This window comes from Bradyrhizobium sp. T-1, from assembly GCF_053592855.1.
On sequence record NZ_CM132115.1, the window covers coordinates 3,684,148 to 3,708,385 of the forward strand.

24 protein-coding genes are annotated in these 24,238 nt (G+C 64.0%); 8 read left to right on the forward strand and 16 right to left on the reverse strand.

Annotated elements, in window-relative coordinates:
* Nucleotides 1-209: 209 nt before the first annotated feature.
* Nucleotides 210-1,112 (forward strand): GlcG/HbpS family heme-binding protein, encoded by a 903-nt coding sequence (locus ACWAT4_RS17705; protein ID WP_249209930.1) that lies wholly within the window; start codon nt 210-212, stop codon nt 1,110-1,112.
* Nucleotides 1,113-1,214: 102 nt separating this feature from the next.
* Here the strand turns inward: ACWAT4_RS17705 and ACWAT4_RS17710 are convergent, their stop codons facing one another.
* The 3 genes from ACWAT4_RS17710 to ACWAT4_RS17720 all read right to left on the reverse strand — a co-directional run bounded on the left by ACWAT4_RS17710 (nt 1,215) and on the right by ACWAT4_RS17720 (nt 5,113).
* Nucleotides 1,215-3,089: a tetratricopeptide repeat protein gene (locus tag ACWAT4_RS17710; RefSeq protein WP_449731013.1), complete on the reverse strand. Its 1,875-nt coding sequence runs from the start codon at nt 3,087-3,089 to the stop codon at nt 1,215-1,217.
* A gap of 323 nt (nt 3,090-3,412) precedes the next feature.
* Nucleotides 3,413-3,580, reverse strand: coding sequence for a 50S ribosomal protein L33 (gene rpmG, locus ACWAT4_RS17715; RefSeq protein ID WP_057756569.1), 168 nt, complete (start codon nt 3,578-3,580; stop codon nt 3,413-3,415).
* Between the two features lie 207 nt (nt 3,581-3,787).
* A complete protein-coding gene (locus ACWAT4_RS17720; protein WP_212301096.1) occupies nt 3,788-5,113 on the reverse strand; it encodes an LLM class flavin-dependent oxidoreductase in 1,326 nt (441 codons plus the stop codon).
* Nucleotides 5,114-5,404: 291 nt separating this feature from the next.
* Here ACWAT4_RS17720 and ACWAT4_RS17725 point away from each other — a divergent pair, with 291 nt between their 5' ends.
* Nucleotides 5,405-5,965: a hypothetical protein gene (locus ACWAT4_RS17725; protein WP_449731014.1), complete on the forward strand. Its 561-nt coding sequence runs from the start codon at nt 5,405-5,407 to the stop codon at nt 5,963-5,965.
* Between the two features lie 119 nt (nt 5,966-6,084).
* On the opposite strand, the gene ACWAT4_RS17730 is transcribed toward ACWAT4_RS17725, so the two are convergent.
* The 5 genes from ACWAT4_RS17730 to topA all read right to left on the reverse strand — a co-directional run bounded on the left by ACWAT4_RS17730 (nt 6,085) and on the right by topA (nt 13,110).
* The gene (locus ACWAT4_RS17730) at nt 6,085-6,555 is read right to left on the reverse strand and encodes a hypothetical protein (protein WP_449731015.1); all 471 of its coding nucleotides are present in this window, start codon (nt 6,553-6,555) and stop codon (nt 6,085-6,087) included.
* A 223-nt stretch (nt 6,556-6,778) separates the two neighbouring features.
* Nucleotides 6,779-7,528, reverse strand: coding sequence for an NUDIX hydrolase (locus ACWAT4_RS17735; RefSeq protein ID WP_449731016.1), 750 nt, complete (start codon nt 7,526-7,528; stop codon nt 6,779-6,781).
* 32 nt (nt 7,529-7,560) lie between these two features.
* Nucleotides 7,561-8,001, reverse strand: coding sequence for a DUF983 domain-containing protein (locus tag ACWAT4_RS17740; protein WP_212301092.1), 441 nt, complete (start codon nt 7,999-8,001; stop codon nt 7,561-7,563).
* On the reverse strand, nt 7,995-10,346 hold the full coding sequence (rnr, locus tag ACWAT4_RS17745; protein ID WP_212301091.1) for a ribonuclease R: 2,352 nt from the start codon (nt 10,344-10,346) through the stop codon (nt 7,995-7,997). The genes ACWAT4_RS17740 and rnr overlap by 7 nt, the downstream gene beginning before the upstream one ends.
* Nucleotides 10,347-10,353: 7 nt before the next feature.
* The gene (topA, locus tag ACWAT4_RS17750; protein WP_449731017.1) at nt 10,354-13,110 is read right to left on the reverse strand and encodes a type I DNA topoisomerase; all 2,757 of its coding nucleotides are present in this window, start codon (nt 13,108-13,110) and stop codon (nt 10,354-10,356) included.
* Between the two features lie 322 nt (nt 13,111-13,432).
* On the opposite strand from topA, the gene ACWAT4_RS17755 reads away from it, so the two are divergent.
* Complete coding sequence (locus ACWAT4_RS17755; RefSeq protein WP_249154206.1) at nt 13,433-13,576, forward strand: hypothetical protein; 144 nt, start codon at nt 13,433-13,435, stop codon at nt 13,574-13,576.
* A 39-nt stretch (nt 13,577-13,615) separates the two neighbouring features.
* On the opposite strand, the gene ACWAT4_RS17760 is transcribed toward ACWAT4_RS17755, so the two are convergent.
* Together ACWAT4_RS17760 and ACWAT4_RS17765 are read right to left on the reverse strand one after the other, a co-directional pair.
* A complete protein-coding gene (locus ACWAT4_RS17760) occupies nt 13,616-14,170 on the reverse strand; it encodes a flavodoxin family protein (RefSeq protein WP_212301089.1) in 555 nt (184 codons plus the stop codon).
* Nucleotides 14,171-14,237: 67 nt separating this feature from the next.
* Nucleotides 14,238-14,705: a winged helix-turn-helix transcriptional regulator gene (locus ACWAT4_RS17765; RefSeq protein ID WP_212301088.1), complete on the reverse strand. Its 468-nt coding sequence runs from the start codon at nt 14,703-14,705 to the stop codon at nt 14,238-14,240.
* 121 nt (nt 14,706-14,826) lie between these two features.
* On the opposite strand from ACWAT4_RS17765, the gene ACWAT4_RS17770 reads away from it, so the two are divergent.
* Together ACWAT4_RS17770 and ACWAT4_RS17775 are read left to right on the forward strand one after the other, a co-directional pair.
* The gene (locus ACWAT4_RS17770; RefSeq protein WP_449731018.1) at nt 14,827-15,600 is read left to right on the forward strand and encodes an SDR family NAD(P)-dependent oxidoreductase; all 774 of its coding nucleotides are present in this window, start codon (nt 14,827-14,829) and stop codon (nt 15,598-15,600) included.
* Between the two features lie 179 nt (nt 15,601-15,779).
* Entirely contained in the window at nt 15,780-15,962 is a 183-nt protein-coding gene (locus ACWAT4_RS17775; protein WP_212301086.1) for a hypothetical protein, read from the forward strand.
* A gap of 53 nt (nt 15,963-16,015) precedes the next feature.
* Here the strand turns inward: ACWAT4_RS17775 and ACWAT4_RS17780 are convergent, their stop codons facing one another.
* Complete coding sequence (locus ACWAT4_RS17780; RefSeq protein ID WP_449731019.1) at nt 16,016-16,624, reverse strand: FMN-dependent NADH-azoreductase; 609 nt, start codon at nt 16,622-16,624, stop codon at nt 16,016-16,018.
* A gap of 83 nt (nt 16,625-16,707) precedes the next feature.
* Here ACWAT4_RS17780 and ACWAT4_RS17785 point away from each other — a divergent pair, with 83 nt between their 5' ends.
* Nucleotides 16,708-17,163, forward strand: a complete 456-nt coding sequence (locus ACWAT4_RS17785; RefSeq protein ID WP_212301084.1) for a winged helix-turn-helix transcriptional regulator — start codon at nt 16,708-16,710, stop codon at nt 17,161-17,163.
* 53 nt (nt 17,164-17,216) lie between these two features.
* Here ACWAT4_RS17785 and dprA read toward each other — a convergent pair whose 3' ends face one another.
* Nucleotides 17,217-18,335 (reverse strand): DNA-processing protein DprA, encoded by a 1,119-nt coding sequence (dprA, locus tag ACWAT4_RS17790; RefSeq protein ID WP_449731020.1) that lies wholly within the window; start codon nt 18,333-18,335, stop codon nt 17,217-17,219.
* A 118-nt stretch (nt 18,336-18,453) separates the two neighbouring features.
* Here dprA and ACWAT4_RS17795 point away from each other — a divergent pair, with 118 nt between their 5' ends.
* Complete coding sequence (locus ACWAT4_RS17795; protein WP_449731021.1) at nt 18,454-18,735, forward strand: DUF6959 family protein; 282 nt, start codon at nt 18,454-18,456, stop codon at nt 18,733-18,735.
* Nucleotides 18,736-18,743: 8 nt separating this feature from the next.
* Nucleotides 18,744-19,988, forward strand: coding sequence for an amidase (locus ACWAT4_RS17800; RefSeq protein ID WP_449731022.1), 1,245 nt, complete (start codon nt 18,744-18,746; stop codon nt 19,986-19,988).
* On the opposite strand, the gene ACWAT4_RS17805 is transcribed toward ACWAT4_RS17800, so the two are convergent.
* The 4 genes from ACWAT4_RS17805 to ACWAT4_RS17820 form a co-directional block, all read right to left on the reverse strand.
* Nucleotides 19,980-21,155, reverse strand: a complete 1,176-nt coding sequence (locus ACWAT4_RS17805) for a patatin-like phospholipase family protein (RefSeq protein WP_449731023.1) — start codon at nt 21,153-21,155, stop codon at nt 19,980-19,982. The two genes, ACWAT4_RS17800 and ACWAT4_RS17805, sit on opposite strands and share 9 nt — an antisense overlap.
* A gap of 150 nt (nt 21,156-21,305) precedes the next feature.
* The gene (gene plsY / locus ACWAT4_RS17810; RefSeq protein ID WP_212301080.1) at nt 21,306-21,902 is read right to left on the reverse strand and encodes a glycerol-3-phosphate 1-O-acyltransferase PlsY; all 597 of its coding nucleotides are present in this window, start codon (nt 21,900-21,902) and stop codon (nt 21,306-21,308) included.
* Between the two features lie 17 nt (nt 21,903-21,919).
* Nucleotides 21,920-23,221 (reverse strand): dihydroorotase, encoded by a 1,302-nt coding sequence (locus ACWAT4_RS17815; RefSeq protein ID WP_449731225.1) that lies wholly within the window; start codon nt 23,219-23,221, stop codon nt 21,920-21,922.
* A 5-nt stretch (nt 23,222-23,226) separates the two neighbouring features.
* Nucleotides 23,227-24,174 (reverse strand): aspartate carbamoyltransferase catalytic subunit, encoded by a 948-nt coding sequence (locus tag ACWAT4_RS17820; protein WP_212301079.1) that lies wholly within the window; start codon nt 24,172-24,174, stop codon nt 23,227-23,229.
* Nucleotides 24,175-24,238 lie beyond the last annotated feature (64 nt).

Consider the following 24,238-nt stretch of genomic DNA (forward strand, 5'->3'; position numbering starts at 1 on the left):
GGCAATCGCAATGACGACGACGTCCCTGCAAGCTGTATTCGGGTTCGACTTCGCATGAAGCGAAGGTCATGATTGCATGACATGTAAGAGGTGCTGACACACAAAACACCCGACGCGACGTGAACCTGCGCTCTCGCTTCGAGACGAAAATTGATGGGGGCTCCCACCATGCAATTTCAAATCACGTCTCATTAGCAGAGGAGTAGGCAATGTTTATTCAGCGACACCTGCTTTCATGTTCCGTGACTGTCCTCGCTGCACTGCTTGCCGGTCCCGCCATGGCGGACTGTGGATCTCTACCCAATCTATCGCAGCTTCGAACCGCTCTGGTCGGTTCTATTACACCGGCAAATGGCCTGAACGGCGGGCTTGGCTTTCACATGTGGGGCACCATCGTCGACCGCGATGGTACGGTTTGTGCGGTTGCATTCTCCGGCAGCCAATTCACCGCTCAATGGCTTGGCAGCCGCGTGATTTCCGCGCAGAAGGCAAATACTGCGAATGATTTCAGCCTCGGCCATAACGCCACGCCCGGCGGCAGCCTGTTCCCAGCCGGCCTTGCATTGTCGACGGCCAATCTGTTCTCGGCCGTTCAACCTGGCGGCAGCCTCTACGGACTGCAGCACAGCAACCCGGTGGACACTGGCGTTGCCTATGGCAATCAATCGTTCTTCGGGGGCGTCACGCCAGCAAGCTTCGGTCCGGCACCGGTCAACAGCCTGGCGTTCGGTACCAACCTTGATCCGATGGTCGGCAAGCGAATTGGTGGTGTGAACGTATTCGGCGGCGGCCTGGCACTCTACAAGGCCGGACAGAGGGTGGGTGGTCTGGGTGTCAGCGGCGACACCTCGTGTACCGATCATATGGTGGCGTGGCGGACTCGCAATGCACTCGGGTTCGACGAGTTTCAGGGGGTTCAGGGAGTCGCCGATGCGGGCCATCCTGACAATATCATCTTCGACATCACGGCGAATGCCGACGGCACCGGCGGGACCGGACAGGCTCCGAATGGTCAAGGCGGCGTCGGCCAAAGCGCTGGCGGCTTCGGCCATCCCAAATGCCTCAACAATCCGACCCCTTCAGCCGTGGCAGGTCTCCCGGCTGTGAAATGACGCCGATGCGCTCGGAGAAAGGTGCGTTATTTCTCCGAGCGCATTGCTGCTCAAGCCTCGTCAATTGTCTGTTTGCAGAGATCAAACAGCCAGATCCTCCGTTCAAGGAAGCAGGCATGGGTCAGCAGGAATGCGGCGCACGGGCAGGAACGCAGCCTGATCCTGCCTCGTCCGCCACGCGGCGAGCTGCTGCTCAAGCTCGGCGCGAACGTCGACCACCACGCTGGCCCAGTCGCCTCGCTTGGGTTGCCTGAACAGCCGCATGGATCGATACCACGGACTGTCGCCGCGATTGAGCAGCCAGCGCCAGTCCGGGTTGAAGGGCACCATCGTCCAGACCGGAGCGCCGAGCGCGCCGGCGAGGTGGGCGGCGCTGGTGTCGACCGAGATCACGAGATCGAGACATGAGATCAGCGCAGCCGTCTCGCTGAAATCCGTCAGATGTTGTGTGAGGTCGACGATGTCACGGCGTTCGCCGAGGAAGGCGCGGTCCTGATCGCGGGCACCTTTCTGCAAGGAGACGAACTGGACATCGAGGTCCAGCAGAGGCGCAAACGTGCTCAGCCCCATCGAGCGGTTGTGGTCGTTCTTGTGATCGGGATTGCCGGCCCAGACCAGGCCGACACGGAAGCGATCGTGAGGACCAAGCCGGTCGTCCCACGCCGTCACGCGCCCCGCTGGCGGCGCGGGGAGGTAGCCTTGCGCGAGCGGGACAGTATCGAGCTGTGTCCTGAACGCTAACGGCAGGGTGCCGAGAGGGCAGTGCAGGTCGAACGCCGGCGTGGACGATCGGCCGACGCACTCTGCGACCCCGGTGATGCCGCCCAGCAACTGCTGGATCGGAGGCTCGACCTCCAGGATGACCTTGGCTCCGAGCCCGGCCACCATGGGCGCGTAGCGGGCGAACTGGATCGCGTCACCCAGCCCCTCATCGGAGTGGAGCAGGATGGTCTTGCCGTTAAGCGGCTGATCGCCACGCCAAAGGGCTTGCGAAAAGTTGCGATCGACCAGACCGACGGATGGTAGTCGCCAACGCGCCTCGCGCGCCAGCCAACCGCGCTCGAAGTCGCCGGTCAGGAGCTGAAGCGTCGCCAGATAGAACAGCGTCTGCGCATCGTTGGGAACGGCCGCGAGCGACCTGTGAAGCGTGGCGAATGCTTCATCCAGCAATTGCAGATGCAACAGGACCACGGCCTTGTTGTTGAGCACGGCATGAAAATCCGGCCGCAGCGCCAGGGCCCGATCGAAGCAGGCAAAGGCCTGCTCCAGCCGGCCAAACCGCCAATGCAGCAGGCCGAGATTGTTGTGCGTCTCCGCAAGGCTCGGATCCAGCGCGATGGATTTTTCGTAGTCGGCCTGCGCGTCCTCGAAGCGGTTCACGGCCGAGAGGCAAACGGCGCGCATCTGATACAGGGCAGCCGAAGGATTCAGCGTCTCGGCGATATCGAAGCAATTTATGGCGTCGGCATGCCGGCCGAGCTCGAGCAGCAGCATGCCGCAATTTTGCGCGGCCTCCCAATAGTGCGGATTGAGTGTCAGGGCTTGCTGCAAGTGCAGCGCAGCCTCGTCCTTGTGCCCGAGCTGCCAAAGCAGGTTGCCGAGGTGATTCCAGAGGCCGGCATCTTCAGGCCTGAGGCTCAAGGCGTGGCTGTAGTGTTGTCGTGCGTCCCCAAGTCGACCCTGCCGTTCCAGCACCGTGGCGAGGCTGAGGAGATACTCGGCCTTCGGTGCCAGCCGGACGGCGCGGCCGATCCATTCCACGGCGGCGTCGGGCTGCTGCGCGTGAAAGCAAAGCACGCCCAACAGGTGAAGAGCATCCGGGTGCTGTTCATCCAGCGTCAGTGCCTGCCGGCAATACAGCTCGGCCTCGGCAATTCGTCCCGATTGAAAATGCGCAAAGCCCGCCTGGCAGAGCGCAGCCGGCGAGGTCTTTCCGGATTGTTTGGCCGCCGCGGCCCGGCGCTCTCTGCGATTCATGGATGGTTAGAGCGGTGAAAGTCGTATCCACCCCGCAATTGCAGGCTGCGAGGCCATTCAGTCTAACCACGCCAGGATTTCGCGAGGCTGATGGCTCCGTATCGCCCAGGCTGCCGCGCGTATCGGACCGGGAGAGGGGCAGTGCTCTCTACCCGCACTCCGTCATTGCGAGCGCAGCGAAGCGATCCAGACTGTTGCCGCGGTGGGATTCTGAATTGTTTCGCTGCGCTCGCAATGACGGTGTGGAGAGAGAATGGCGCCTCAACTCAAACGAAAACGGGGCCCGAAAGGGCCCCGCAAAACTCTTCAACGCTTCGCCGATCTTACTTGATCTTGGCTTCCTTGAATTCGACGTGCTTGCGCGCGACCGGATCGTACTTCTTCTTGACCAGCTTGTCGGTCATGGTGCGCGAATTCTTCTTGGCGACGTAGTAGAAGCCGGTGTCGGCCGAGGACACGAGCTTGACCTTGATGGTGACCGCTTTGGCCATGTTCAGAACCTCAGGAATGAAGGGAATCTGGAGCCGGCCAAACGGCCCGCGTTGGCCGGCAACCTAGCCAGAAACCGCCTGATGTCAAGGTTTCGAAGCGTTTTCGAGCGAAGTGGGCACCGGTTCGCGTCAAGAAAACGCGTCAAAAACAATAACCTAGAGCCCCGATCCGGGCTCTAGGGCGGAAAACCACTCAAATCGGGCCCATTAGACCTCGAAGAAGCGGTTTTTCGGTCGGGGAAGGCCCAGATTCTCTCTCAAAGTGGCCCCTTCATACTCTTTCCGGAAAATCCCCCGCCGCTGCAGCTCCGGGACGACCTTGTCGACGAAATCGTCGAGGCCTGCGGGCAGGAACGGGAACATGATGTTGAAGCCGTCCGAGCCGCGCCCGACCAGCCATTCCTCCATCTGGTCGGCGATGGTCTTGGCGGTGCCGACGAAGGACAGCCCGCCGTAACCGCCGACGCGCTGGGCGAGCTGGCGCACGGTGAGCTTGTCGCGCCTGGCAAGATCGACCATGCGCTGCCGGCCGCTCTTGCTGGCGTTGGTCTCCGGAATCTCCGGCAGATGGCCGTCCGGATCGAAGCCGGAGGCGTCGGTGCCGAGGATGACCGAGAGCGAGGCGATGGCGCTGTCGTAATGCACGCGGCTGTCGAGCAGGGCGCGCTTCTCCTTGGCCTCGTCGACGCTGTCGCCGACCACGACGAAGGCACCGGGGAGGATCTTGAGGTGTTCGGGATCGCGGCCGATCTTCTCCATGCGGCCCTTGATGTCGGCGTAGAGCTTTTGCCCATCGGCGAGGCTGCCGCCGCCGGTGAAGACGGCTTCCGCGGTCTCGGCCGCGAGCTGCTTGCCGTCTTCAGACGCGCCGGCCTGCACGATCACCGGCCAGCCCTGCACGGGACGGGCGATGTTGAGGGGGCCGCGCACCCTCAGATACTTGCCGTTGTGGTCGAGCACATGCATCTTCGACGGCTCGAAGAACAAGCCGCTCTCGACGTCGCGCACGAAGGCGTCGTCGGCAAAGGAATCCCACAGGCCGGTGACGACGTCGTAGAATTCGCGGGCGCGCTTGTAGCGCTCGGCGTGCTCCATGTGGTCGTCGAGACCGAAATTCAGCGCCGCATCCGGGTTCGAGGTGGTGACGATGTTCCAGCCCGCACGGCCGCCGCTGAGATGGTCGAGCGAGGCGAAGCGGCGGGCGACGTGATAGGGCTCGTCGAACGTGGTCGAGCCGGTTGCGATCAGGCCGATGCGCTCGGTGACCGCGGAGAGGGCAGACAGCAGCGTGAACGGCTCGAACGAGGTCACGGTGTGGCTGCGCTTGAGCGCATTGACCGGCATGTTCAGCACGGCGAGGTGATCCGCCATGAAGAAGGCATCGAACTTGCCGGCCTCGAGCTTCTGGATCAGCTGCTTGATGTGGCCAAAGTTGAAATTGGCGTCAGGCCAGGCCCCGGGATAGCGCCAGGCGCCGGTGTGGATGCTGATCGGGCGCATGAATGCGCCAAGCTTGAGTTGCCGTTGTGCCATCGCGCCCTGGTCCGTTCTTGATGTCGTTCGGGAAGACATAGGGACGCGGGGGAGCTCTGCCATTGGTGGAGGCGGGAAGAATCTTTTGTTTTTTGATGCGTCCTCAGCACGTTCTCGTTATTCCGGTGCGACGCGGAGCGGCGAGCCCGCAATCCATAACCACGATCGTGAGTATGGATTCCGGGCTCGCGCTAAGAGGCGCGCCCCGGAATGACGGTGGAGGGAGCGGGCCCCCATCGAACCAATCCACCGGTAGGCCCGACCAAGCCATGACCTCCTGAGGAGACTTCAATGGCAGGCGCAATGACCGTAGACGGCGGCATCGTCCGGATCGACCGACCGATGCCGTGGGTCGGCCGGCTGCTGTCGCTGCCGCTGCTGGCGGCGAGCGGCTATCTGTTGTGGAATGTCGCGCTCGGCCTGCGCCAGGATTTTTCCGGCTTCGGCAGGCTGGCCGACGATCTCGTGCCGGTGCTGGTATTCACGGGCCTCGGGCTGCTCATCGGTATCCCCGGCGTGATCCTGCTCACCTTCCGCTATTTCGTCGTGCTCAACGAGACGCTGCGCCAGATCGTCATCACCAGGCAGTTCGGGCCGCTGAACATTCGCAAGCAGCGCGATCTTGCCGACTATCACTTCATCAGCATCACCGACGATTACGATCCCGAGCTGACGACCTACGACGTCAATCTGTGCGGCAGCAAGGGCACCGAGCCGATCACGCTGTCGAGCTTCACGAAGCGCGAAGATGCCAACCAACTCGCAAACGAGCTCGGGCAAGCGCTGAAACTTCCCGCGCGCGACTATGTCGGCACCGAGCCGGACGCGGATGCACCGGACGCCGCGCGCTAGGCGTGCGCCGTGAATCGATGATGTCTGGTTGGCCAGCCCCTAATAGCAATTCAGCAGCAGGTAGTGCGCGAGCTCCGAGTAGAGCCATAAGCGGAACATTCAGGTACAGTACAAACGGGTTAAATGGATACCGTTATTCTGTCGAAGGACTTTTGATCCCGTATGTTCGGTTGACGACAATAAAGGGAAAAACGTGTGCCGGCCGTTGCCGCTCGCCTCTCGCTAATGACACTCAAATTGCCGTCAAGAACGGCGAATACACATCGATCAAAAGGCGATGTCTCTGTTTCAAAACAAACAAATGCGGCTTCCCCTTTTGAGTTCGTTTCGCCGATGAAGCTGTTCATTTCATAACTACTAGTTCGTCGATCGTAGTCCAGCATGGGCAAAAATCCGCGCAAACCGTCGGCGTGCTCTACGGAGCTGATAACAATTGATCGATAAATTGCCTCGCAAATGTGGTCCCAGTCATCGTAAGCGTTCGGCTCTTTCCAAGCCATGCGCGCACGCTCTGCGACAGGAATTAGCGCTCGCAGCGAATCTCCGAACAGAACGATCAACTCATCAACCGTTGTTTCCCACTTCGACATCTTACTCATCCTAGACGAAGACGATGGTCTGGACCAATACAGTTCTGACCGGTCTCCGCTACGGGTTAGCAATTGAAGCAGCGATCTCGCGGCATCAGGCCCGGTCAACATTCAGAACCTGACACTTCTTCAGAAAGCGGCGAGGCCGAATCCATCGTGCCACGGTGATTGCAGAAACATGGATTCCGGGCTCGCGCCAAGTGGCGCGCCCCGGAATGACGGCCTAGCTCAAAATATCCTTCTGCATCTTGCCGCCGTAGAAATGGAAGAACGGCACCGGCGCGTCGTGGCGAAGCGGGCCGGTGGCAAGGCGCATGTCGAGCTCGTTGAGCACGTTGCGCGTCATCGGATGCAGGTCGGCGAGCGGCTTTGAGCCGAGCTCGACCCAGACCAGCTCGACCAGCTCCGCATCGGCATGGATCACGCCCTCGACATGATGGGTGATCGCTGACGCATCTGCCGTGAAGAAGCGCGTGTCGAAGCGCTTGACGCGGCCTGGCGGGGTGATCGCGCGCGCGATCAGGAACAGGCTGGAGGGATCAGGCAAAAGGCCTGCATCCGCGAACGGCTTCCAGGGGCCTTCGAGCTTCGCCTTGCCCTCACTCTTGCATCCGAGGCAGAGGCCGGTTTCCTCGCAGGCCTCGCGGATCGCGGCAATCGCCAGCGATTTGGCGCGCGAGGCCGGCGTCTTCGGACTGCCCTTGGCGAGATTGGCCTCTAGCTCCGCGGTGATGGGGGCCGCGACCGGCACGCGATAATCGTCCTTGTCAACGCGCCCGCCGGGAAAGACGAACTTGCCGGGCATGAACACCACCTTGTCGTGGCGCTTGCCGACCAGCACTTTTGGAACGGCGCCGCTGCGATCGACCAGGATCAGTGTCGCCGCATCCCGCGGACGAAAATACGGATGGTGATCGGCTTCCTTTTCCTCGTGGACTTTTGCCTTTTCGGCTGTGTGCGCCGTATCGCTCATATCCTCACCAAGACTGTTCTTGCTTATTGTGCTTACACAGGCGGAATACCATCCGGCGGGTTCTCGTCAAACCCGTGCATGCGCAGAGCCCATTGCAAGCCGACCACAGCTCCTTTTACCGGCTGCAATAGTCCGAGGGACGCGAAGAAGGTGAAGGGCAGGTAGGCGGCGAAGCTGAGCCAGATCGGCGTGGTGTAGTTGGTCTCGATCCAGAGGATCGAGGGGACCACGATGTGGCCGACGATGACGATCACGAGATAGGCGGGCAGATCGTCGGCGCGATGCGGCGTGAAGTCGAGGTCGCAGACCGCGCAATTGTCCGCCGTCTTCAGGAAGGCGCGAAACAGCTTGCCCTGGCCGCAGCGCGGGCAGCGGCCGCGAAAACCGCGCTTCATCGCGGCCCAGACGTCGCGCTTCTCGACGAGGCCTGTCTCGCGCGTCCAGATCTTTGGGGCCGTGCTCATCGTCACCATGCCTTGCCCTTCTTGCCTTTGCCCTTGTTTTTTCCTTTGCCCTTCTTCGCCTTGCCAGGCTTTTGCTTTGGCGGCTTGCGTTTTCTCTCCGGGCTGCGTCCGGGATGGGCCTTGAGCGAAGGGCGGCGCTGCGGACCGGGTTGCCTGCGGTCGCGCGGCGCGGTCTCGCTGGATGACGACAGCAGCTCGAAACGCAACGCGCCTGCGATCGGAGCCGCTTCGATCAGACGGACGTCAACGACGTCGCCGAGCTGGTACATGGTGCGGCTGCGGGTGCCGACGAGAGCGTGGCGGCTCTCGTCATAGTTGAAATATTCCGTTCCGAGGGATCGGATCGGGATCAATCCATCGGCGCCGGTCTCGCTGAGCTTGACGAACAGGCCCGCGCGGGTGACGCCGGAGACGCGGCCCTGAAAGCTCGCGCCGATGCGGTCGGCGAGGTGATGAGCGATCAGGCGGTCGACGGTCTCGCGCTCGGCCTTCATCGCGCGCCGCTCGGTCAGCGAAATATGGGCGGCGACTTCGCCAAGGGTCTCCGGCGTTTCGCTGTCGGGCAGGGCGCCTTCGCCGAGCCCGAGTGCGCGGACCAGTGCACGGTGCACGACGAGGTCGGCATAACGGCGGATCGGCGAGGTGAAATGCGCGTAGCGGCGCAGGTTCAGGCCGAAATGACCGTAATTCTCCGAGGAATATTCGGCCTGCGCCTGGGCGCGCAGCACCACCTCGCTCACCAGCGGGTAATAGTCGTGGCCTTCGAGCTGGGCCAGCACGCGGTTGAACAAGGTGGGGCGCAGCGCGCCGGACTTGGTGAAGGGAACGTCGAGCGTCTCCAGGAATTCCGAGAGCGCGTGGACCTTCTCCAGCGTCGGCTCGTCATGCACGCGGTAGATCAGCGGCAGCGATTTCTTCTCCAGCATCTCGGCGGCCGCGACGTTGGCGAGGATCATGAACTCCTCGATCAGCTTGTGCGCATCGAGCCTTTCAGGGACGACGACGCGATCGACCGTGCCGTCGCTCTTCAAGAGGATCTTGCGCTCGGGCAGATCGAGATTGAGCGGATCGCGCTCGTCGCGCGCGCGCTTGGCGCAGGCATAGGCGGCGTAGAGCGGCTTCAGGATCGGATCGAGCAGGGGACCGGTGGTGTCGTCAGGCCGTCCGTCGATCGCGGCCTGCGCCTGCGCGTAGCTGAGCTTGGCCGCCGAGCGCATCAGGATGCGATGGAACGTATGCGAGCGCTTGCGGCCGTCGGGGCCGAGCACCATCCGCACTGCGAGTGCGCCGCGCGGTTCGCCCGGCACCAGCGAGCAGAGATTGTTGGAGATGCGCTCGGGCAGCATCGGCACGACGCGGTCGGGGAAATAGACCGAGTTGCCGCGGTCGAGCGCGGCGCGGTCGAGCGCGGTGCCCGGCCGGACGTAAAAACTCACATCCGCAATGGCGACATCGACGATGAAGCCGCCTCTGTTGTTGGGATCGGGATCGGCTTGCGCATGCACCGCGTCGTCGTGATCCTTGGCGTCAGGCGGATCGATGGTGACGAGGGGCACGTCGCGCCAATCTTCACGTCCCTTCAGATTCGCCGGCTCCGCCGCTTCCGCCTCGCGCTCTGCGGCAGAGGAGAATTGCAGGGGGATGTCGTGCGCGTAGATCGCGATCAGGCTGATCGCCTTCTCCGACTTGACCGAGCCGAGCTTCTCCTTGACCCGGCCGGACGCCAGCCCAAAGCTGCGGGTGCGGACGATGTCGACGCTGACGAGATCGCCGTCCTGCGCGCCCTTCGTGTCGGCCGCGGCGATGTTCAGCTCGCGGTCGGCGGATTTCTTGTCGACCGGGACCAGCCGTCCGCCGCCTTCGGGAAGGCTGCGGAAGACGCCGAGGATGCGACTCTTGGTCTTGTCGAAGACCTTGATGATGTGGCCGCGATAGGCCGGGCCTTCGCTCTCCTCCGAGCGCTCGACCCGCAGCAGCGCGCGGTCGCCGACGCCGGCGGCGGTGCCGGGCCTCGGCCGGCGCGGGATCTCGATGAGGATCTTTGGCGGCTCGCCGCTCTCGACCTCGTCCCATTCGCTGGGGGAGGCGATCAGCTCGCCATCGGCGTCGCGGCCAGTAATGTCGGCGACCAGCGTCGGCGGCAGGTTGTCCGGCTCCGAGACCGTGTGGCGTTTCTTCTTGATGGTGCCGTCGTCGGCGAGCTCGCGCAGGAGGCGCTTGAGCTCAATGCGGTCGGCGTTCTTCAGGCCGAACTCGCGCGCGATGTCGCGGGTTCCGACCTTTCCTGGATGTGCCTTGATGAAGGCGACGATGGCTTGCCTGTCGGGAAAGCCACGGTCATTCTTGCGTTTCACTTAACCTCTAATTGGTGCCGGCACTCTTCTTGGCCGGAGCTTTGGCTGCGCCACCTGACTTGGTCGCCGACGTCTTGACTGCTGAAGTCTTGGCCGTCGACGCCACGCCCGCGCGCGCCTTGCTGGTGGATTCTGATTTGGTCTTGGCCGCTTTCTTCGCGGCCGGCTTCTTCTTCGGCGCGGCGTCGTCGCCATCCGCGGCCTTTGCAGTTTTCTTGGCCTTGGCCGGCTTCGCCGCCTTCTTCGGCTTCTTGCCGCCGCCCTTGGCCGCGCGCTCATCGATCAGCGCGATTGCCTGTGCAATCGTGACCGAGTCCTTCTCGAACTCGGCCGGGATGGTGGCATTGACGCCGCCTGCGGTGACATAGGCACCATAACGGCCGCTCTTCACGGTGACGGTGCCGAGCGTCGGATGATCGCCGAGCGCCTTGCCGGGATCGGCACCGAAGCGGCGGCTCGGGCCCTTCGCAACCTTCTCGGCAATCAGCGTCACGGCGCGGTTGAGGCCGATGTCGAAGACCTCGTCGCCGGCTTCCAGGCTGGCATAGGTCTTCTCGTGCTTCACGAACGGCCCGAAGCGGCCGAGGCCGGCGGTGATCGGCTGGCCGGTCTCCGGATGCTTGCCGATCTCGCGCGGCAGCGACAGCAGCTTGAGCGCAAGCTCGAGCTCGATATCGCCGGGTGAGGTGCCCTTCGGGATGCCCGCGCGCTTCGGCTTCTCGCCTTCCTCATAGTCTTTCTGCTCGCCGAGCTGGATATAGGGGCCGAAGCGGCCGGCCTTGACCCAGACATCGCGACCGGTCTCGGGATCCTGGCCGAGCGAACGGTCGCCGGTGGTCTCGCTGTCGGCGGCGAGCTGACGGGTGTAGCGGCACTCCGGATAGTTCGAGCAGCCGACGAAGGCGCCGAACTTGCCGGCCTTGAGATTCAGCCGGCCGTTGCCGCAGCTCGGGCACTGCCTGATGTCGCCGCCATCCGCGCGCGGCGGATAGATGTGCTGCCCCAGCATCTCGTCGAGCACGTCCAGGACCTGCGCGACGCGCAGATCCTTGATCTCGTCGACGGCGCCGATGAAGCCGGTCCAGAAATCCTTCAGCACCTGCTGCCAGGAAATCTCGTTGTTGGAGATGCGGTCGAGCTGCTCCTCCAGATTGGCCGTGAAATCGTATTCGACGTAGCGGTTGAAGAAGCTTTCGAGGAACGCGACCACGACGCGGCCCTTGTCCTCGCCGTGAAGGCGCTTCTTCTCCAGCTTGACGTAGCCGCGGTCCTTCAGCACCTGGAGGATCGAGGCATAGGTCGAGGGCCGGCCGATGCCGAGCTCTTCCATGCGCTTGACGAGCGAGGCTTCCGAGAAGCGCGGCGGCGGCTCGGTGAAATGCTGGGTGACGGAGAGCGAGTCGCGCTTGATCGCCTCGCCCTGGCTCATCGCGGGCAGGCGGCGGGAATCCTCGTCTTCCTCGTCGTCGCGACCTTCCTGGTAGAGGGTCAGGAAACCGTCGAACTTGACGACCTGGCCGGTCGCGCGCAGCTCCAGCGTGCGGCCGCCGGCCTTCGCCGTAATGTCGACGGTGGTGCGCTCGAGCTCGGCCGATTCCATCTGGCTCGCGATGGTGCGCTTCCAGATCAGCTCATAGAGCCGCGCCTGGTCGGCATCGAGCTTGCGGCTCATGCTGTCGGGGCGGCGTGACATGTCGGTCGGGCGGATGGCTTCGTGCGCTTCCTGGGCGTTCTTGGCCTTGGCCTGGTACTGGCGCGGGGCATCCGGCACGTAGGCGTTGCCGTAATCCTCGCCGATCACCTTGCGCGCCTGGGTGATCGCCTCGGGGGCGATCTGCACACCGTCGGTACGCATATAAGTAATGAGTCCGGTGGTCTCGCCGCCGATGTCGATGCCTTCATAGAGGCGCTGCGCGATCCGCATCGTGTGCGCCGGCGCAAAGCCGTATTTGCGGCTGGCTTCCTGCTGCAAGGTCGATGTCGTGAAGGGCGCCTGCGGATTGCGGCGCGCCGGCTTGGCATCGACCGCCGTGACCGCGTAGGTCGCAAGCTCCAGGGCCTTCTTGAAGTCTTCGGCCTCAGCGCCGGTTCCGATGTCGAGCCGCTGGATCTTCTTGCCGTCGGCACCGACGAGGCGCGCCTCGAAGGCATCGCCGCGCGGCGTCAGCAGCGTCGCGACCAGCGACCAATATTCGCGCGGCACAAACTTCTCGATCTCGAGCTCGCGGTCGCAGACCAGACGCAGGGCCACTGACTGCACGCGGCCGGCCGAGCGCGCTCCCGGCAGCTTGCGCCACAGCACGGGGGAGAGGGTGAAGCCGACCAGATAGTCCAGCGCACGGCGCGCCATATAGGCGTCGACCAGCGCACCGTCGATCTCGCGCGGATGCTTCATCGCGTCCGTGACGGCCTGCTTGGTGATGGCGTTGAACACCACGCGCTCGATCTTCTGATCCTTCAGCGCGCGCTTCTCTTTCATCACCTCCAGCACGTGCCAGGAGATGGCTTCGCCCTCGCGATCAGGGTCGGTCGCCAGAATCAGGCGGTCGGCGCCCTTCAAGGATTTGGCGATATCGTTGAGCCGACCGGCCGCCTTGGGGTCGACCTCCCAGATCATCTTGAAATTGGCCTCGGGATCGACGGAACCGTTCTTTGCCGGCAAGTCGCGGACATGGCCGAACGAGGCCAGAACCTCATAGGACGAGCCCAAATACTTGTTGATCGTCTTGGCTTTCGCCGGCGACTCCACAATGACGATATTCATGTAGTTCCAGTAACTTACGGGAAAATCTTGGGCCGATTTCTTCTAGATTCGGGTCGACCGTTTCGTCCCGAACATGGGTGGTGAGGCGGGTCCTGTCAAATCGAAGGGTGTTGAAAGCCCGCGGAATGGGAAAAGTTTCATATCGAGAAAGTTGCGAAATACCACCTTGGAGTTGTGGCCGGTGTGGGCGTAATGTTTCCGCGGGGCATGGATTCGGGTGGGGCTGGTGGCAAAGCCAGGGAAGAAACGGGCGCGCGCCGCAATAGGCGTGCGGGGAGGCTCGCGTAACGAGGAACCGGGGGAGGGCGGGGTCGATGAAGCCGTGGCCTTCATCGCCGAGCAGGCGGGCGCATTGCGCAAGCTTGCCGAGCGGCACAAGCTCGATGTGCTGCATTATCTCTTAGGAATGACCAAGCTCGAAGCCGACGAGCACCTGCGGCTGCGCAGCAAGCGCAAGCTGTCGTGAGGGGTGGGCGAGAATAGGGCCGCCGTAATGACAGGCGCGCTAGCCGTTGCGTCCAGCCAACTTCGCCAATCGCTGGCCGAGATATTCTGCGGTGCTGACGTCGCTCTGAGGCAAGTCGCTGTCGACCAAATGTGTCGCCAAGCCAAGCTGGCTGCCCAGGCGATTGCGGCCACTTGGATCCTCTCCACCCGGAATATCCAACCCGCACCAGAGCATCCCGTGCTGAGCAGCCAGGATCGTAAGGTAGCTCAAAGTGTGGAGCTGATCGCCAGCTGCGCAGGCGCCGGTCGTAAATCCCGCTGCGATCTTGTTGGCCCATCGCTGCTGGCTCCATCGATCACTTGAAGCGTCTGCGAAGGCTTTGAACTGAGCAGATGGTCCGCCCATGTAAGTCGGGGTCCCAAATGCAACAGCGCCGGCGCGGTCAATCGTCTCCAATAACCTCTCGTTCTGGAATCGGCCTGACACGATGTCGTCGCCTAAAATGCGACAGAGCGCGACCTCCACCATGCGATCCGCTCCGCGCGCGACCGCATGGGCCAGCTTCTCGGTGGTGCCGGAGATCGAAAAATAGACGATGGCGAGCAACGGCATGGCGGCAACACTTTGGTTGTTGAGCCATCTTTGACGCCGTCTGTACTTTCTACAAGTCCCTCACATGTCACGCCGACCGCCGCCGCGACGCTGGCCGCGGCTTCAGCATGGTGTCGGCCGGGCTAAGCAGGCGACCGTCTTCCGCACGCATTTCGAGCTTCTTGACCGGGCGGCCTTTCGCGCGATCCACCAGGATGGTCGCGATCTGCTCGGGGTGCTCATCGAACTCCTCGCTCCATTGCCGGAGCGCCACCAGGATCGGGTAGACGCCGCGGCCCTTCGGCGTCAGCACATATTCCTGGTAGGCGCTGCCGTCGGAGGCGGGGGCCAGCGCCAGGATGCCGTGGTCGACCATCGAGCGCAGCCGCACGGACAGGATGTTCTTGGCCATGCCGAGCTTGCTCTGAAACTCGCCGAAGCGGCGCAGGCCGAACAGCGCTTCGCGGATGATCAGGAGCGACCACCAGTCGCCGATCGCCTCCAGCGATCGCGCGATTGGGCAGCCGTCGCCCTCAAAGCTCGTTCGTTTCACCATCGTCCTGGTCCTGTCGCGTTCGCCCGGTTTCGGCGCCGATCACGCGCTTGTGTGGTTGCATCATAAAACCATATGCCCTAGACGGCAACATAGTTTCATAATGCAACCACTGGAGACGAGCATGAGGCTTCGAGGCAAGACGGCGCTGATTACCGGCGGCAACAGCGGCATTGGACTGGCGACCGCAAAGCTGTTCGTGGCCGAGGGGGCGAAGGTGATCATTACCGGGCGCAACAAGGACACGCTGGGGGCCGCCGCGAAGGAGCTTGGTTCGAATGCGATCGCATTTGCCGCGGACGCGACCGACATTGCCGCGACGGAAGCTGCGATCAAGAAGGGCACCGAGAAGTTCGGCAAGCTCGACATCGTTTTTGCCAATGCCGGCATCCCCGGCAGCACACCGCTCGGCTCGGCAACGCTTGAGACCTTCGAGAAGGTGATCAGCACCAATCTCACCGGCGTGTTCTTCACCGTGCAGTCCGCGCTGCCTTATCTCAACGACAATTCCTCGATCATCCTCAACGGCTCGGTGATCTCCGTGCTCGGCATTCCCGGTTACTCGGCTTATGGCGCGGCGAAGGCCGGCGTGCGGGCGATGGCGCGGATCATGGCGTCGGAACTGTCGCCGCGCGGCATCCGCGTCAACGTGGTCGCGCCCGGCGCGATCCGCACGCCGATCTGGGGCGCTGCGATCGCGACGCCCGAAGCGGAGAAGGCGTTCGAGAAGCGCATCGGACTGTCGACGCCGCTCGGCCGGATTGGTGAACCCGATCACATTTCGAAGACGGTGTTGTTTCTCGCCTCCGACGATGCCGGGCACATCCAGGGACAGGAGATCTTCGTCGACGGCGGCGCGGTGGCCTCGCCGAGTGGCGCGCCGATCTATCGCGGTTGATCAAGTGATCTGAAAATTGAATCGGCCGGCGCTGAAGGAAGCAGTTGCGCCGACCGGTTCCCGCATCCTGCGAGCTGTATTTCTCGAACCTTGCGTGGCGCGTTGAACCTTCGCGCGCGTTGCAAAGACACTTCTACGGGCAGGGGGTCAAAAGACTCGTTTTCAAAAAGGAGTCCGTTATGCCGAAAGCAGCCCGCATTGTTTCACCGATTTCAGCACCGCGTATTTACACCGAACGCTCCGCAGTTCCCGCCAAGCACTCCGACATATCCGAGTTCATCGGGGTTGCCATCTTCTCCGGCATCGGCCTGCTCATGTCGCTCGTTGCCGTGATCCTGGGCATCCAGGGCTCCTGGTTTTAGCTTTGTCGGTCTTTCAGCCGCCGCCGGAATCCGGCAGCGGCTGTCGTCGAGCCTTAAGCTGCGCGCAGGCTGATGGCGGCCTGAAGTGCGCCCGCGAGCGCCTTCTCGCGATGCTCCGGACCGACCTGAATGCCGTCGGCGACGATGAATTCCGGATTCGTGATGCCCATGAAGGCGAACACGCCGCGCAAATAGGTTTCGAGGTGTTCGAGCGAGGCGGCCGGCGTGCCTGGGCCGTAATAGCCGCCGCGCGAAATCGCGAAGATCACGCGCTTGCCGCCAACAAGGCCCTCCGGGCCGTTCGTGCCATATTTGAATGTCTTCCCCGCCGCCATCACGCGATCAATCCAGGCCTTGAGCTGGCTCGGGATCGTGAAATTGTACATGGGCGCGCCAATCACGACGGTGTCGGCTTCGAGGAACTCGTTCAGCACGGCTGCGCTCGCCGCGAGATCGGATGCGAGTTCCGCAGGCGCCGGCGCACCCTGGGCGGCCGCAAGGTGCGAGCCGGACAGATGGGCGAGCGGCGTCTGGGTCAGGTCGCGATAGACGAGCTCGAGCGACGGGGTCGCCTGGCGCAGGCGCGCGACGATGGCAGCGGAAACCTGCCTGGAGACGGAGTGGGGGCCGAGCACGCTGGAGTCGATATGGAGGAGTTTCATTGGGGTCACCTATGGTATAGATTTGTAACCCGCACTACATGAGTGACTGTCGAAAGCCCCGCAAGAACGCACTTTTTTGAGCCATGAGCACATTATTGAAACCTGCGCACACCGATTTGCCTGCCGCGCCAAGGCAAAATCAAAGGCAGAATCAAAGGCCAAACCAAGGGCCAGATCCGATGCCGGATCCCAATCATGCAGACTGCCGCGGGGTGGCATCCGTGCTGTCCCGCGTCGGCGACAAATGGAGCGTGTTCGTCATCATGATGCTCAGCGACGGGCCAAAGCGCTTCAATGAGCTGAAGCGCATGATCAACGGCATCTCGCAGCGGATGCTGACCCTGACGCTACGCGGCCTCGAGCGCGACGGTCTCGTCACGCGCACGATCTTTCCGACCATTCCGCCGCGCGTGGACTATGAGCTGACCGATCTCGGGCGCGGGTTGTCGCAGCCGGTCGAGGCGCTCGGCAAATGGGCGAAGGAGCATCTGGTGCAGATCGAGGCGGCGCGCACCCACTTCGATCAGCGTAATGCGTAGCGCTTTCGAGCGAAGTGGAGACCGGTTCGCGCCAAGAAAACGCGTCAAAACGGTTAGATCAGCGACACCAATCCGCCGCCGTGACGCTCGAGCTTTCCGGCAAGCTCGAGCTCCAGCAGCACCGTGCGCACGATCGCAGGCGAGGCGCCGGACATTCGCACGAGATCGTCGATCGAGATGGGAGCAGGGCCGAGCAGGCCCGTGATCTGGTCGCGATCATGCCCTTGCGGATCGTTCTCGAACGGCTCGCTGTCGGGCTCGCTCATCGGATGCATCAGCGGCCGCTCCATGATCGGCGCGACGGCATTGATGATGTCGGACGCTTCGGTGACGAGCGTTGCGCCCTGCTTGATCAGGTCGTTGGTGCCGGCCGCGCGCGGATCGAGCGGCGAGCCGGGGACCGCGAACACCTCGCGGCCCTGTTCGGCCGCCATGCGTGCGGTGATCAGCGATCCCGAGCGGTGCGCGGCCTCCACCACGACCACGCCGAGCGCGGCGCCGGAGATCAGCCGGTTGCGGCGAGGGAAGTCGCGGGCGCGCGGCTCGTGGCCGAGCGGCATCTCCGAGATCGCCGCGCCCGCGTGATTGAGGATCGCGGCGAGCAAATCGCCGTGTTCGGGCGGATAGATGCAGTCGTGACCGCCGGCGAGCACCGCGACCGTGCCGCTTTCGACGCTGGTGCGATGCGCCGCCTGGTCGACGCCACGGGCGAGCCCCGAGATGATGATGAAGCCGGCTTCGCCGAGTTCGCGTGCGAGCAGGCCGGCGAACTTCAAGCCGGCGCCGGAGGCATTGCGCGAGCCGACGATGGCGATCATCGGACGCATCAGCGTTGCGTTGTCACCGCGCACGGCGAGCAGCGGCGGGGCATCGTCGATCATCGCCAGCCGTGCCGGATAGCCGTCCTCGCCGGGCGCAAGCCAGGCAATGCCGAACCTGCGGCTCGCGGCGAGCTCGGCCTTCGCCTCGTCCGCGCTGCAGATGCGGCCGGATCGCGCCGCACCACCACGGCGTGCCAGATCAGGCAGCCGCTCCAGCGCGGCGCGTGCCGTGCCGAAATGATCGACCAGCGAGCGGAAAGTGCGCGGCCCGACATTGTCGGAGCGGATCAGCCGCAGGCGCTCGATCCGCTCTGGCTCGGTCAGCTCCACACTGGGATTGATGGCGTCCACGGCGTCTCCTTATGGGCGCAGCATGGAACAACCTGAGGGCGTATGGAAGGGGTGGACCCGGCTGCGACACCCGAATAAATGGATGGTGACCAATCGGATTGATTTTTGAGGCATTGGGATGCGTGTCGCACTGGTCGAGATTTTCGCCGACACCACGAACGCGGCGGTGATGCGACACCCGGGACGGCATTTTCCCGGCATGCTGATCCAGGGCGATACTCTCCACTCGCTCTGTTGCATGGCAGATGATGCCTGTTCGGCTCTCGACCGTTCGTCGGAAGCGTATGAGAATGCTAACGAGCTCAGAAACCGGCTTTGGTCGTACCTCAATCACTACAAGTCCGTCCTGGATGAGCACGGCTTGCCTCTGCCGTTCAGCGACCGCGGCACCTTCACGTAGGAATTCCCATGATCTCACTCGCCAACCTCCAGCGCCGCATCGAGAGCGGGGAGCTTTCGCCTGATGCCGCCCTCGCGCAGTCGCATGCGGCGATCGAGGCCAAGGAGAAGGACGTCCGCGCCTTCGTCCGGTACGACAAATCGGCAAAGGCGCAAGCTTCTGGGCCGCTGCGCGGCATCGCGGTCGGCATCAAGGACATCATCGATACCGCCGATTTTCCGACCGAGATGGGGTCGGAGATCTATCGCGGCTGGCAGCCGCGCTCGGACGCGCCTGTCGTGATGATGCTGAGGCGGGCCGGCGCTACCATCATCGGCAAGACCACGACCACCGCGTTCGCCTCGCGCGATCCGACGGCGACGCTCAATCCGCATAATCCCGGTCATACGCCGGGCGGCTCGTCCTCGGGCTCGGCCGCAGCCGTCGGTGCCGGCATGATCCCGCTGGCGCTGGGCACCCAGACCGGCGGCTCGGTGATCCGGCCGGCCGCTTATTGCGGCGGTGCCGCGATCAAACCGTCGTTCCGCATGCTGCCGACAGTCGGCGTGAAGTGCTATTCGTGGGCGCTCGACACGGTCGGCCTGTTCGGATCGCGTGCGGAGGATCTTGCGCGCGGGCTGTTGGCGATGACCGGCCGCACTGAATTCTCCGGCATCGCGCCGGCGAAGTCGCCGCGCATCGGCGTGATCAGGCAGGAATTTGCCGAGGCCGCAGAGCCGGCGGCTGAGGAGGGCTTGCAAGCCGCGATCAAGGCGGCCGAGAAGGCCGGTGCCAGCGTGCAGACCATCGATCTGTCCGAGGCGGTAAAGGAAGCGTGGCGTATCCATCCGATCATCCAGGACTTTGAGGCGCATCGTGCGCTCGCCTGGGAGTTTGATCAGCATCACGACGAGATCGCGCCGATGCTGCGCGCCAGCCTCGATGAGACCGTCGGACTGACGCCGAAGGAATACGACGATGCACGCCGGATCGCCCGCCGCGGCCGTCGCGAACTCGGCGAATTGTTCGAGGGCATCGACGTGCTGCTGACCTATTCGGCGCCGGGCACCGCGCCGGCCAAGGAGCTCGCCTCGACCGGTTCGCCCCGCTACAACCGGCTGTGGACGCTGATGGGCAATCCTTGCGTCAACGTGCCCGTGATGAAGGTCGGTGGCCTGCCGATCGGCGTGCAGGTGATCGCGCGCTTCGGCAACGATCCGGGCGCGCTCGCCGCCGCATGGTTCCTGGAGAATGCGCTGGCGAAATCAGGCTAGCGTGGGCTCGGTCGAGAGCGTGCGCACCGGCTGCGAGGCGCCGGCGCTCGCGCCTTGCCCGAGCCAACGTGCGGCGGCCTCGCGGCCGCTCCGGTGCAGTGTGCGAATGAAGCCGCGGCCGAGATCGGTCGATGAGCGCTGCGCAAGTCCGTCAACGGAGTCCTCGGCCGCGATCCTGGAGAGCCGCAGCGAAGGTGCCGCGGAGGCCTGCGCCCACGCGATCGCTGCGATCTCGGCGCTGAGCGCGGCATTGGCGGCGATCTGATCGAGCCGGCGATCGATCGCGGCAAGCGTGATCGGTACGTAATTGTCGCGCGTGGGCGTGACCTGGACCAGCAGCAGATCGGCGGTTGTCGATTGCTGCGCCAGCTTGATCAGCGGCGGATTGCCGCCAAAGCCGCCATCCCAATAGGCCTCGCCGTCGATCTCGACGGCGCAGTGAACCAGCGGCGGGCAGGTCGAGGCCAGCGCGACGTCGGCGGTGAGAGCCTCATTGCCAAAAATCTGCTGCTGGCCGTCGCGGATCCGCGTCGCCGCGATCAGCAGCTTCGGGCATTTCGCGTCGTGCAGCGCTGCAAAATTGATGTCGCGCAATAGCGCCTGGCGCAGCGGATCGAGATCGAATGGATCGAATTGGCCGGAGCGCAGCGTCGGCCCGAACGCGACCGAACTTCCCGCCGGCGAGAAACCGCCGATCAGCATCAGCGAGCGGAACGAGGCCTCGTGCATCAGCCGGAGCCAGAACCGGTTCAGCCGGCTGCGTGCGCCTTCGCGGCCGCCTTCGGCCAAGCCGCCGGCCAAGAGCAGCGCGTTGATGGCGCCGGCGCTGGCGCCGCTGATGGTGTCGAATTCAATGGATGGCTCTTCGAGCAGCCGTTCCAGCACGCCCCAGGTGAAGGCGGCGAAGCTGCCGCCGCCCTGGAGCGCCACCGAGAGCTTCCGCGGCGGCCATTGTTCGGCACGCGACGGCGCGGGCGCAACAATGGTTACGCGCTCGACCGCTGCGGGAGCTTGCAATACGGGAGCAGGTGGGGGAGCGGGGACAGGCTTCGGCGCGGGAGGCGGCGAGGGTGAATCGGACCAGATGTTGGTCGAAGAGAGCAACCGACTTGCCGCAGTGCACTGCGAGCCGTCGTCGTCATGCGTGCCGTCAATCTTCCCGCTCATTCTGAGCTACCGCGTAACGCCATGTCCGCTGTCAGGATGACAGGCATGGAACCCGTTCGCTACTACTGGCCGCGAAGGGCTTCCGAGTTGCGAACAGGAATTGGCATATAATGCGGAAACCCTGCGGCGATATCCGTACTTTTTCCGGACTTACGCCTTCTCACCGATGCGGCCTTCTTTTCCCGATTGCAACCGCTTGATGTTCTCGCGATGCATGTAGAACAGCAGCAGGGTCAGCACCGCGCCCAGCGCTGCGAGCGCGAGTTGGCCGAACCACCACAGGAACAGCGGCGTGATGAAGGCCGCGACCAGCGCCGAGAGCGAGGAATAGCGGGTGGTGAAGGCGGTCGCCAACCAGATCAGGCAGAACACCACGGCGCTGGGCCAGAACAGGCCGAGCATGATGCCGATATAGACTGCAACGCCCTTGCCGCCGCGGAACTTGAGCCAGACGGGAAAGAGGTGGCCGAGGAAGGCGCCGAGACCCGCCAGCATCGCGGCATGGGGACCCGCCATATAGCCGGCGATCACCACGGCCGCGGTGCCCTTGAGCGCGTCGAGCAGCAGGGTCGCCGCAGCGAGGCCCTTGCGCCCGGTACGCAGCACGTTGGTGGCGCCGATATTGCCGGAGCCGATCGAGCGCAGATCCTGCGTGCCGGCGAGCCTGGTCAGCACCAGCCCGAATGGAATCGAGCCGAGCAGATAGCCGATGACGAAGGCCACCGGCAGGAATGCATCAAGCCCCATGCTGAGAACTCCGCATGTCAGACATGCTCGAACACCGTTCGTCCGCCGACGATGGTCCTGATAGCGCGACCTGTAAAGCGGGCCTCGTCAAACGGGGTGTTTTTGCAGGGCGATTTGAGATCGGCGGGATCGACCACCCAGGGCACATCGGGGTCGATGACGATGACGTCGGCCGGTGCTCCGTTGCGCAGGGTTCCGCCGGGCAGACCCAGAATCTCCGCCGGGCGGGTCGACATCGCCCGGATCAGCGTCTTGAGGTCCAGCTCGTCATTATGGACCAGTCGCAGGCCCGCCGGCAGCATGGTCTCGAGGCCGATCGCGCCGGGAGCGGCCTCCGCGAACGGCAGGCGCTTGACCTCGACGTCTTGGGGGTTGTGGTCGGACATGATGACGTCGACGAGGCCGGAGGCGACGGCCGCGACCATCGCGCGGCGATCGTCCTCGGTGCGGAGCGGCGGTGACAGCTTCAGGAACGAGCGGTAGGGCCCGATATCGTTCTCGTTCAGCGCCAGATGGTTGATCGAGACCGAGGCGCTGACGGCGAGGCCTGCGTCGCGGGCGCGCTTCAAGATTTCGAGCGACTCGATACACGACAGCGCGGCGGCGTGATAACGGCCGCCAGTCAGCGCGACGAGGCGCATGTCGCGTTCGAGGATCACGGCCTCGGCGGCCTTCGGGATGCCCATCAAGCCGAGCCGCGAGGCGAACTCGCCCTCGTTCATCACGCCTTCGCCGACGAGATCGGGGTCCTCGGTGTGGTGCACGATCAGCGCGTCGAAATCGCGGGCGTAGGTCAGCGCGCGGCGCATCACCTGCGAATTGGTCACGCTGCGGTCGCCGTCGCTGAATGCAATCGCGCCTGCGGCCTTGAGCAGGCCGAACTCGGTCATCTCCTCGCCGTGCATGCCCTTGGTGAGCGCCGCCATCGGCTGGATGTTGACGATGGCGGTGTCGCGGGCGCGGCGCATCACGAAGTCGACGGTCGCGGAATTGTCGATCACCGGCAAGGTGTCGGGCTGGCAAATGATGGTGGTGATGCCGCCGGTCGCAGCCGCCTGGCTTGCCGAAGCAAAGGTCTCGCGATGGCTGAAGCCGGGCTCGCCGACAAAGGCGCGCATGTCGACCAGGCCGGGCGCCACGATCTTGCCGGAGCAGTTGACGACGTCGGTGCCTTCGGGGACGCCGGCCGCACCGATGCCGCGACGGGTCTCGCGGATGACGCCATCGGCAATCAGGACGTCGCCGGGGCCGTCGAAATCCCTGGAGGGATCGACGACGCGGGCGTTGGCGAGCAGGATCGGGCGGCGGTCGGTCAGCATGGGCATCACGCGTTCGGCAGGTTACGGGCGAGCGCTTCCAGCACCGCCATGCGCACGGCCACGCCCATCTCCACCTGTTCGCGGATCAGGGACTGCGCGCCGTCGGCGACCGCGGTGTCGATCTCGACGCCGCGGTTCATGGGGCCTGGATGCATCACCAGCGCGTCGGGCTTGGCGTAGCCTAGCTTCTTCTGGTCGAGCCCGAAATAGTGGAAATATTCGGAGGTCGACGGCACGAAGGAGCCGTTCATGCGCTCGCGCTGCAGCCGCAGCATCATGACGATGTCAGCGCCGTTGAGCCCCTCGCGCATGTCGCGCGCGACCTCGACGCCCATCCGTTCGATGCCGGGCGGCAGCAGCGTGGAGGGGCCGACGACGCGGACGCGGGCGCCCATGGTGTTGAGCAGGATGATGTTGGAGCGGGCGACACGCGAATGCAGCACGTCGCCGCAGATCGCGACCACCAGCCCCTCGATCCGACCCTTGTTGCGGCGGATGGTGAGCGCGTCGAGCAGCGCCTGCGTCGGATGCTCATGTGCGCCGTCGCCGGCATTGATCACGGAACCGTCGACCTTGCGGGCCAGCAGTTCCACGGCGCCGGAGGCGTGATGGCGCATCACCAGGATGTCCGGATGCATCGCGTTCAGCGTCATCGCGGTGTCGATCAGCGTCTCGCCCTTCTTGATGGACGAGGAGGCGACCGACATGTTCATGACGTCGGCGCCAAGGCGCTTTCCGGCGAGCTCGAACGAGGACTGGGTCCGGGTCGAGGCTTCGAAGAAGAGGTTTACTTGCGTCCGTCCGCGCAGGACGGTGCGCTTCTTGTCAACCTGGCGGTTGAGCTCGACATATTCTTCGGACAGGTCGAGGAGGCCGGTGATGTCGGCCGCGGAAAGGCCCTCGATGCCCAGCAAATGCCGGTGGCCGAGGACGAAGGTCGATTTGGATGTCATTAAAAGCAGAGCTATAGGCGGGGATGGCGGGGTGGGCAAGGGCCAATCGGCGGGAGGCGAGTTA

What these genes read in the sequence shown, in the direction of transcription:
- ACWAT4_RS17775 (WP_212301086.1), top strand. Translation starts at nt 15,780, where the DNA reads ATGCCGAAAGCAGCCCGCATTGTTTCACCGATTTCAGCACCGCGTATT.
- topA (WP_449731017.1), bottom strand. Translation starts at nt 13,110, where the DNA reads ATGAATATCGTCATTGTGGAGTCGCCGGCGAAAGCCAAGACGATCAAC.
- ACWAT4_RS17780 (WP_449731019.1), bottom strand. Translation starts at nt 16,624, where the DNA reads ATGAAACTCCTCCATATCGACTCCAGCGTGCTCGGCCCCCACTCCGTC.
- ACWAT4_RS17705 (WP_249209930.1), top strand. Translation starts at nt 210, where the DNA reads ATGTTTATTCAGCGACACCTGCTTTCATGTTCCGTGACTGTCCTCGCT.
- ACWAT4_RS17765 (WP_212301088.1), bottom strand. Translation starts at nt 14,705, where the DNA reads ATGGTGAAACGAACGAGCTTTGAGGGCGACGGCTGCCCAATCGCGCGA.
- ACWAT4_RS17805 (WP_449731023.1), bottom strand. Translation starts at nt 21,155, where the DNA reads ATGAGCGGGAAGATTGACGGCACGCATGACGACGACGGCTCGCAGTGC.
- ACWAT4_RS17785 (WP_212301084.1), top strand. Translation starts at nt 16,708, where the DNA reads ATGAGCACATTATTGAAACCTGCGCACACCGATTTGCCTGCCGCGCCA.
- ACWAT4_RS17735 (WP_449731016.1), bottom strand. Translation starts at nt 7,528, where the DNA reads ATGAGCGATACGGCGCACACAGCCGAAAAGGCAAAAGTCCACGAGGAA.
- plsY (WP_212301080.1), bottom strand. Translation starts at nt 21,902, where the DNA reads ATGGGGCTTGATGCATTCCTGCCGGTGGCCTTCGTCATCGGCTATCTG.
- ACWAT4_RS17800 (WP_449731022.1), top strand. Translation starts at nt 18,744, where the DNA reads ATGATCTCACTCGCCAACCTCCAGCGCCGCATCGAGAGCGGGGAGCTT.
- ACWAT4_RS17725 (WP_449731014.1), top strand. Translation starts at nt 5,405, where the DNA reads ATGGCAGGCGCAATGACCGTAGACGGCGGCATCGTCCGGATCGACCGA.
- ACWAT4_RS17815 (WP_449731225.1), bottom strand. Translation starts at nt 23,221, where the DNA reads ATGCTGACCGACCGCCGCCCGATCCTGCTCGCCAACGCCCGCGTCGTC.
- ACWAT4_RS17730 (WP_449731015.1), bottom strand. Translation starts at nt 6,555, where the DNA reads ATGTCGAAGTGGGAAACAACGGTTGATGAGTTGATCGTTCTGTTCGGA.
- ACWAT4_RS17740 (WP_212301092.1), bottom strand. Translation starts at nt 8,001, where the DNA reads ATGGTGACGATGAGCACGGCCCCAAAGATCTGGACGCGCGAGACAGGC.
- ACWAT4_RS17720 (WP_212301096.1), bottom strand. Translation starts at nt 5,113, where the DNA reads ATGGCACAACGGCAACTCAAGCTTGGCGCATTCATGCGCCCGATCAGC.
- ACWAT4_RS17820 (WP_212301079.1), bottom strand. Translation starts at nt 24,174, where the DNA reads ATGACATCCAAATCGACCTTCGTCCTCGGCCACCGGCATTTGCTGGGC.
- ACWAT4_RS17760 (WP_212301089.1), bottom strand. Translation starts at nt 14,170, where the DNA reads ATGCCGTTGCTCGCCATCGTCTATTTTTCGATCTCCGGCACCACCGAG.
- rpmG (WP_057756569.1), bottom strand. Translation starts at nt 3,580, where the DNA reads ATGGCCAAAGCGGTCACCATCAAGGTCAAGCTCGTGTCCTCGGCCGAC.
- ACWAT4_RS17770 (WP_449731018.1), top strand. Translation starts at nt 14,827, where the DNA reads ATGAGGCTTCGAGGCAAGACGGCGCTGATTACCGGCGGCAACAGCGGC.
- ACWAT4_RS17795 (WP_449731021.1), top strand. Translation starts at nt 18,454, where the DNA reads ATGCGTGTCGCACTGGTCGAGATTTTCGCCGACACCACGAACGCGGCG.
- ACWAT4_RS17710 (WP_449731013.1), bottom strand. Translation starts at nt 3,089, where the DNA reads ATGAATCGCAGAGAGCGCCGGGCCGCGGCGGCCAAACAATCCGGAAAG.